This is a genomic window from Bradyrhizobium sp. SHOUNA76 (genome assembly GCF_023006445.1).
Taxonomy (GTDB): domain Bacteria; phylum Pseudomonadota; class Alphaproteobacteria; order Rhizobiales; family Xanthobacteraceae; genus Bradyrhizobium.
Map to the genome: position 1 here is coordinate 1 of NZ_JALBHA010000303.1, position 7,951 is coordinate 7,951.

The window sequence follows — 7,951 nt, forward strand, 5'->3', positions numbered from 1 at the left end:
TGCGCGACCGCCTCGGCGTCGACCTCCCGCTCCGCGCCCTGTTCGAGACGCCGGTCCTCGCCGATCTCGCGCAGCGGATCCTGCCCGACGATTGGGAAGAGGAAGTGATCAACGTCTAACGTTATTTGATGGGATGTGTCATGTCTGTGATCGAGCTGCTCGACGAAGTCCACAAGACCGGTGCCAAGCTTCATCTCGTCGGCAATGAGCTGACGATCCGCGCGCCCCGTGGCGCGCTGGATATCGCGCTCAAGACCAAGATCAACGAGCGGCGTTCCGAACTCGCCGAACATCTTCGGAAGAGCGACACTGCCGGTGAATTCCTCCAATTCGTCAACTCGCCGCGGCCCGACGTGCTGCCGCTTTCCTTTGCGCAGGAGCGCCTCTGGTTCCTCGATCAGCTCCAGCCCGGCGGCTCTGAATACAACATGATCGCCATCAGCAGGTCTCGCGGCGGGTTCGATCACGCGGCTTTCGAGCAGGCGGCCGCCGAGGTCGTGCGGCGTCACGAGGTGTTGCGCACGCGCTTCGAAAATGAGTCCGGCGAAGCGAGGCAGGTTATCGACCCTCCCGGTCTGTTCAAACTCGAGCGCGAGGATCTGCAAGGCGTCGGGGAAGAGGAGGGACGCCGCCGCGCCCACGAGGAAGGGGCGAAGCCGTTCGACCTCGAGCGCGGACCGCTGTTTCGTGTCCGAGTCTTCGAGCTTGCGGCCGACGATCATCTCATTCTTGTCGTCATTCATCACATCCTTTGCGACGGGTGGTCGGTTCGCATTCTCAATACCGAGTTGGACACGCTCTACAGGGCATTCCTGGACAAGAAGCCGTCACCGTTGCCCGAACTGCCCGTGCAGTACGCCGACTATGCCCGCTGGCAGCGGAAGCGATTGCAGGGCAACGCGCTGGAACAGCAGCTCGAATATTGGCGCAAAACGCTCGCGGGAGCGTCCGTCCTGCAACTGCCGACGGACCGCATACGTCCGCCAGTGCAGAGCTTCAAAGGTGCAGGCGTGCACATCGTGCTGCCGCCCGAGCTGCTTGCCTCGCTGGAAAATCTCGCCCGCGCGGAAGGCACGACGCTGTTCATGGTGATGCTGGCGGCATTCCAGCTTCTGCTCGCACGCTGGTCAGGTCAGGAGGATGTCGTTGTCGGCAGCCCCATGGCCGGCCGCAACGCGCAATCGCTTGAGGGATTGATCGGGTTCTTCGTCAACACATTGGTGCTGCGGACGGACCTGTCGGGAAATCCGACCTTCCGCGAACTGGTCGGCCGCGTAAAGGACGTTGCGCTGGGCGCATACGATCATCAAGATGTCCCCTTCGAGAAGATCGTGGAGGCATTGCAGCCCGCGCGCGATCTTTCCCGTCATCCGATCTTCCAGGTCTTGTTTAACGCGCTGGACTTCGAAGCGCGGCGCGCAAAGCCAGTCGAGAGCGCCGGTCGGGGACGCCAAACCACAACGCCCACAAGCCACGCAGCACCAGCGCCCGAACATCGGCCCCCGCTTGCCGTGCCCGTCGCCGCAGCCAAGCTCCCGCACGAGCCGATGGCCGTCGCGCCTCATAAAGGGCCGCCTGAACGCAGCCCGCTGGCGGTCATGGGCGGCAATGAAGCAAAGTTCGACCTGACCTTGTATTTCAGGAACGTCGGCGGATTGAAGCTGTTCGCCGTCTACAATGTAGACCTGTTCGAGAGTGCGACGATCGAACAGCTTCTCCAGCATTATTGCAGTCTGCTGGAGGGCATTGTCCGCGATCCGAACAAGCCGATCTGGGAGCTGCCGCTGCTTGACCGTTCGGAGCAGTCCAAGCTCATCGATGATTGGAACCAGACCTCGATGGACTTTCCCGTGGACAAGACGCTACATGAATTGTTCATGGAGCAGGCCGCGAGGACGCCGGACGCGATCGCGCTGGTCTCCGAGCACAGCAGATTGAGCTACCGGGAGCTCGACGAGCGGTCTAACCGCCTGGCCCATCATCTGCGTGGTCTCGACGTCGGGCCGGAGAGCGTCGTCGGAATATGCATCGATCGCACCATCGACATGATCGTCGGACTGCTCGGAATTCTCAAGGCCGGCGGAGCCTATTTGCCGCTGGATCCAGCTTATCCGGTCGAACGAACTGCCTACATGCTGGATGATGCCGGCGCGTCGCTCGTGGTCACGCAGGCGAACGTGGAGAGTTCGCTCGGCTCCGTCGACGTGCGCCGCGTAAGGCTCGACGCCGATTCAACCCTGATCGACGAACATCCCCTCACCGCGCCCGTCAATCTCGCTCACCCGCACAATCTCGCGTACGTCATCTACACGTCCGGTTCGACCGGCAAGCCGAAGGGGGTGATGAACGAGCATCGTCAGTCCGTGAACTACACCTTCGGAGTGAAGCACCGGCTTCCTTTCGACGGTCTGCGCAACATGGCGATGGTGCAGTCGCTCACGGTCGGCTCGGTCATCTCGGTCCTTTACCCGGCGCTATTGTCCGGGGCGACGCTTCACATCATAAGTCGCGATCGCGCGCTCGATGCCGAAGCATGTAGACGATATTTCGTCGAGAATGATATCGACAGCCTCAAGATAGCGCCCTCACACCTTGCGGCGCTGATCGCTGAAAGTGCGCGGCCGCAGGAACTGCTCCCGGTCCTCGTGATCGTTGCCGGCGAACCGTCGCCGACGAGCTGGATGAAGAAGACCGCAGCGCTCAACCCCCGCTCTCGCATCTTCAATCATTTCGGCGCGACGGAGACGACGATCGGCGTGCTGACTTATCCGATCACCTCCGACCTTTCGACCGATATCCCCAACGTTCCGCTGGGCAAGCCCCTGCCGAACTGCCAGGTCTATGTTCTCGATCGCGAGTTGAATCCGGTCCCACCGGGAGTGGTCGGCGAGATCTATGTCGGCGGTGACAATCTGACACGTGGCTATCTCAGGCGCGCCGCACTGACCGCCAGCAAGTTCGTGCCCAATCCGTTCGGCGACGGTGCACGGCTCTATTGCACCAACGATCTCGGGCGGCTCCAGCCGGACGGGACGGTCCAGTATCTCGGACGACAGGACAATCAACTCAAGATCCGCGGCTTCCGCGTCGAGCTCGGCGAGATCGAAGCGGCGCTGCTGAGCCATCCGGCTGTGCGCCAGGCGATCGTGCTGCCGAAGGGCGCCGCACTGACCGAACGGAAGCTCGTCGCATACGCGGTTCCGGAAAGCGGACAGACAATCGATGTCGCCGGGCTTCGCGGATTCCTCAAGGGCACGCTGCCCGAACACATGCTGCCGTCCGCGATCGTGGTGCTGGACGCGTTGCCGCGCACTGCGCATGGCAAGGTCGATCGCCAGGCCTTGCCCACGGTCGGTGACGAGGTCCAGGCGGCTGTCGAGTGCGTCCCGCCGCGGACCCCGACGGAGGAGACGCTCGCCGCAATCTGGGCCGAAGTGCTGCAGCAGAAGCGTGTCGGCATTTTAGACGACTTCTTCGAGTTGGGCGGGCACTCGCTGCTCGCGACGCGAGTTATCGCGCGTGTTCGGGACCGCTTTGCCGTCGAGCTCCCCGTGCGCGCAATCTTCGAGGCGCCGGTGTTGCATGAGCTCGCAGAGCGGATCGACCGCCTGGAAGGCGAGGGACGTTGGTCGCTACCCGCGCTGGTCGCGCAAGAGCGAAAAGGGGGCGCCGCAGTCCCGCTGTCCTTCGCGCAGGAGCGGCTCTGGATTCTGGACCAGCTTCAGCCGGGAGGGAGCGAATACAACATCTCGATCGCGTTCCGGCTGAGCGGTGTGCTCGACATGGACGCCCTGAAGCGGAGCCTGGGCGAGATCGTGCGGCGGCACGAAGTGCTGCGAACCCATTTCGAGGTGCGGGACGGAAACCCGGTCCAGGTGATCGACGACGCGTTGGAGGTACCGCTGGCTGTGGAGGATTTGTCTGGATTGCAGCCAGCCGAGCGCGAGGAGGAGTTGAAGCGAAGGGTCGACGAGCTAACCGCGCTGCCGTTCGATCTTGCTGCCGGCTCTCTTCTGCGCGCTACGCTGGTGAAACTGGGAGAAGACCAGCACGCCGTCGTGCTGGTGCTGCATCACATCATCTCCGACGGCTGGTCTCGCGGTGTCTTGATCGGTGAATTGACGCGGCTATACGGCGCTTACGCGTCGGGCGGGGATTCGCCCCTGCCGGAACCAAGACTGCAATATGCCGACTATGCTTGCTGGCAGCGGGATTGGCTTCAAGGAGAAAATCTCCAACGGCGTCTGGACTATTGGCGCGCGCAGCTCGCGGGCGCCCCTGCGGCGATCGAGCTGCCAGCGGATCGCGCGCGTCCGCCAGTCCAGAGTTTTCAGGGAGCAACACTTCAATTCGCGCTGCCATCAGCACTCAGCCATTCGCTGGATGCGCTGGCACGCGAGCAGCGTGCCACGCTGTTCATGATCTTGCTGGCGGCGTTCAAGGTCGTGCTGTCCCGCTGGTCCGGTCAGGACGACATTGTCGTCGGCACGCCGATCGCAGGGCGCACCCGACAGGAGCTCGAGGGGCTTCTCGGCTTCTTCGTCAACACGCTTGCGCTGCGGACTGATCTGTCGGGCGATCCTTCGTTCGACGAATTGATCGATCGGATCAAGAAAGTGTCGCTGGAGGCCTACGAGCACCAGGACTTTCCATTCGAGCGGTTGGTGCAGGAGCTTCAGCCGGATCGCGACCTGTCGCGCCAGCCGCTGTTCCAGGTGATGTTCGCGCTCCAGAACATGCCGGGAGGTTCGCCGAAGCTGCCTGGTCTGAACTGGCAATGGGTGCTCGGAGAGGGGACGACGTCCAAGTTCGACCTCTCCCTGTTTCTCTATCAAACGGCGGATGGCGCTCTGTTTGGGTGGTTCGAGTATTCGACGGCGCTGTTCAATCGGGCGACGATGGACGCGTTGCTGCGGCAATACACGCTCGCACTCGAAACGATCGTCGGCGCTCCGAAGAAGCAATTGAGCGAGATCGGCGCCCTGCTGTCGCCGCCCGCGATCGAAATCGCGATCTCCAGCACCTTCACGGCAGATCCGATCGTGGACCCGCTGTGGCTCTGGATGGAACGAATGGGGCTCACGGCGCGGATCAAGACCACAGGATATAACCAGATTCTGCAGAGCCTGCTGGCGGAGCGGCCGCTCAGCATGGATCCGCGACAGGTCCATCTGATCCTCCTGAGGTTGGAAGATTGGGGCCGGCGGATTGCGTCGCAAGCGGACGACGATCAGCGCGAAACGCTCGATATCAAGGCCATCGAGCGCAATGCCGAGGAGTTCGTCACGCTGCTTCGCGATGCGGCGGCCGCCGGCAAGGGCTATTGTCTGGTCGGCGTCTGTCCGGCTTCGCCCGACGTGCTCGCAAGTCGCAAGGATGCGCTGCGCTTGGAGGTCATCGAGCAGCGGCTGGTCGATGCATGCCGCGCCATTCCTCAGGTCAGGTTGCTGTCCCTTGATGACACCGCAAAAGCACTCAAGCTGGCGACCGTACACGACAGCTACCTCGACAAGGTCGCCAGCATTCCTTACAGCCCGCCGTTCTTCGCCTCCGCGGCCACCAGCGCGGTTCGCACTCTGCTCGAGGTGAATCGGCACATCTACAAAGTGATCGTCGTCGACTGTGACAATACGCTTTGGAAGGGCATCTGCGGTGAGGACGGTCCGCACGGCGTGACGATCACGCATGGACGCCGACTGTTACAGGAGTATCTGATTCAATTGTCGGGGAAGGGCGTTCTGGTCTGTCTTTGCAGTCGAAACAACGAGGCAGACGCGCTCGAGGTCTTCCGAGCCAATCCAGACATGGTCCTCTCGCTCGACGACATCACGTCACACCGGATCGGTTGGGGTCCGAAGCCTGCGGCCATCGCGGAGCTGGCGAAGGAGCTGGATCTCGCGCTGAACAGCTTCGTGTTCCTTGACGATGATCCAATCGAATGCGCGCGCATGGAGGCCGAGCAGCCTGACGTTTTGACAATTGCGCTGCCGTCGTCAGACGTCGAAATCGCCAATCTGCTCGATCGTCTTTGGATGTTCGACGGGGCGGGAGCGACTTCGGAGGATCGGCAACGGACGCGACGCTATCGCGAGGAGCGGCTGCGGCACGACGAGCGCCGGCATTCGCCATCGCTGCAGGAGTTCATCAGGGGGCTTGAGCTCAAGATCATTCCCCAGATGGCTGAGGCGAAGGACGTCGACCGCGTGGTCCAGATCACGGAGCGGACGACTCAGTTCAACACGACGGGGCTGAAGCTTGGCGATGGCGACGTCAGGGCCATTATCGGGTCGCCAGCCAGGCTCAGCTTCATCATCGACGTCAGCGACAGATTTGGCGACTACGGTAAGTCGGGCCTGCTGGTTCTCGACCGGTCGGCGGAAGTCTGGCGGGTCGAGCTGTTCGCGCTCAGTTGTCGTGTGCTCGGGCGCGATGTGGAATTCAGGATCGTCGAGCGGCTGGTCGAGGAAGCGCGGAAGGCCGGCGGTGATCGGTTGAGCTTCGATTTCCGGCCGACGCCACGAAACATGCCAGCGCAAGCTTTCCTGCGTGAGCTCTGCCGGCTCGTCGGCGCATCTCCCGAGCTGAATGCGACATGTCTTTTCTCTCTGTCCGATCTCGCCGCGGCGCTTCAGCGCCGCAGGGAAGCCGGCACGATGGAGTTGGCGGAAGCCGTTCCTGATGTCATTCCGGAACAGCGTGAAGCTACGCAGCCCTCGACCCAGTTGGACTTCAAGGTTGCGAGCCACCGCTTCGGCCGACTCGTCGCCGCGGAGTTGCGGACGGTCGGTGAGATCGTGACCGCCTTGCGTACCCCGGCAATACGCCCGGGCCGGAAGGCTGCAGTCGTCTATCAGGCGCCTCGTACATCAACGGAGGGAGGACTGGTGGGCATCTGGTGCGAGGTGCTGCGGCTGGAGAAGGTCGGAGTGCACGACAATTTCTTCGAGCTCGGCGGCCACTCGTTGCTGGCGACGCGTATGATGGCTCGCGTGCGCGAGACATTCGGCATCGAATTGGCGCTGCGGGTGGTGTTCGAAGCACCGACGATCGCTGACCTCGCGTTGAAGGTCGAGAAGCAAGCGAACACGCCTCAGGCGGATCGCGAGTCTGATCTGCGGGCGCAGATCGCGTCGATGTCGCCCGAGGAGATCAAGGCGGCATTGGAGCGCATGAAGGTGGGTGGATAGCGATGGGATACGAGGGCGGCGTGGCGGAGACGCTGGAGATCGAGCGGGCGGAGCTTCTGGCTCTTCTGATGAATGCGGGTGTTGCAAGCGCCGAGCCGCAGTTGCGCCCGCGCGATCATGCGGATCCGGTTCCGTTGTCCTTCACCCAGGAGCGGTTGTGGGTGCTCGATCAAATTCAGCCTGGGGGAAGCGAGTACAACATTCCGGCCTCTCTCCGGTTCAAGGGCGAGCTGAATCTCGACGCGCTCGAACGCAGTTTGAGCGAGCTGGTCCGCCGTCACGAGACGCTCCGGACGCGAGCGGGGCTGGAGAATGGGGCGCCCGCTCAGTTCGTCGAAGCCGATATCAGGATTGATCTGATTCTGACCGATCTGTCGGCGCTGGCTGGTGAGGATCAATCAGCGGAGTTCCGCCGCCAGCTGGCGGATTTGACGCGGACTCCCTTCGATCTGGCCACTGCGCCTCTCTTTCGCAGCGCCCTGCTGAAACTGTCTGAGCAGGAGCATGCACTGCTGCTGGTGCTGCACCACATGATCTTCGACGGCTGGTCGCTGGGGATACTGATCAGCGAGCTCAGCACGCTCTATTCGGCCTACGCGCAAGGCGAGAAGCCCTCCCTGCCGCCCCTTCCGATTCAATATGCGGATTATGCGATCTGGCAGCGCCAGCGCCTGCAGGGCGCCGTGCTGGAGCGCCAATTGTCCTATTGGCGGTCGCGCTTCTCCGGCGTGCCGGCGATGCTCGATCTTCCGACCGACCGGCCG

At 62.6% G+C, this 7,951-nt stretch carries 2 protein-coding genes; both read left to right on the forward strand.

Annotated features, from left to right (window positions below; genetic code table 11):
* Window positions 1-140 precede the first annotated feature (140 nt).
* Entirely contained in the window at window positions 141-7,187 is a 7,047-nt protein-coding gene (locus tag MOV74_RS25240) for a non-ribosomal peptide synthetase (protein WP_246928860.1), read from the forward strand.
* Between the two features lie 20 nt (window positions 7,188-7,207).
* The coding region (locus MOV74_RS25245) for a condensation domain-containing protein (protein WP_246928861.1) at window positions 7,208-7,951 on the forward strand (744 nt) is incomplete at its 3' end.

What these genes read in the sequence shown, in the direction of transcription:
- MOV74_RS25240 (WP_246928860.1), top strand. Translation starts at nt 141, where the DNA reads ATGTCTGTGATCGAGCTGCTCGACGAAGTCCACAAGACCGGTGCCAAG.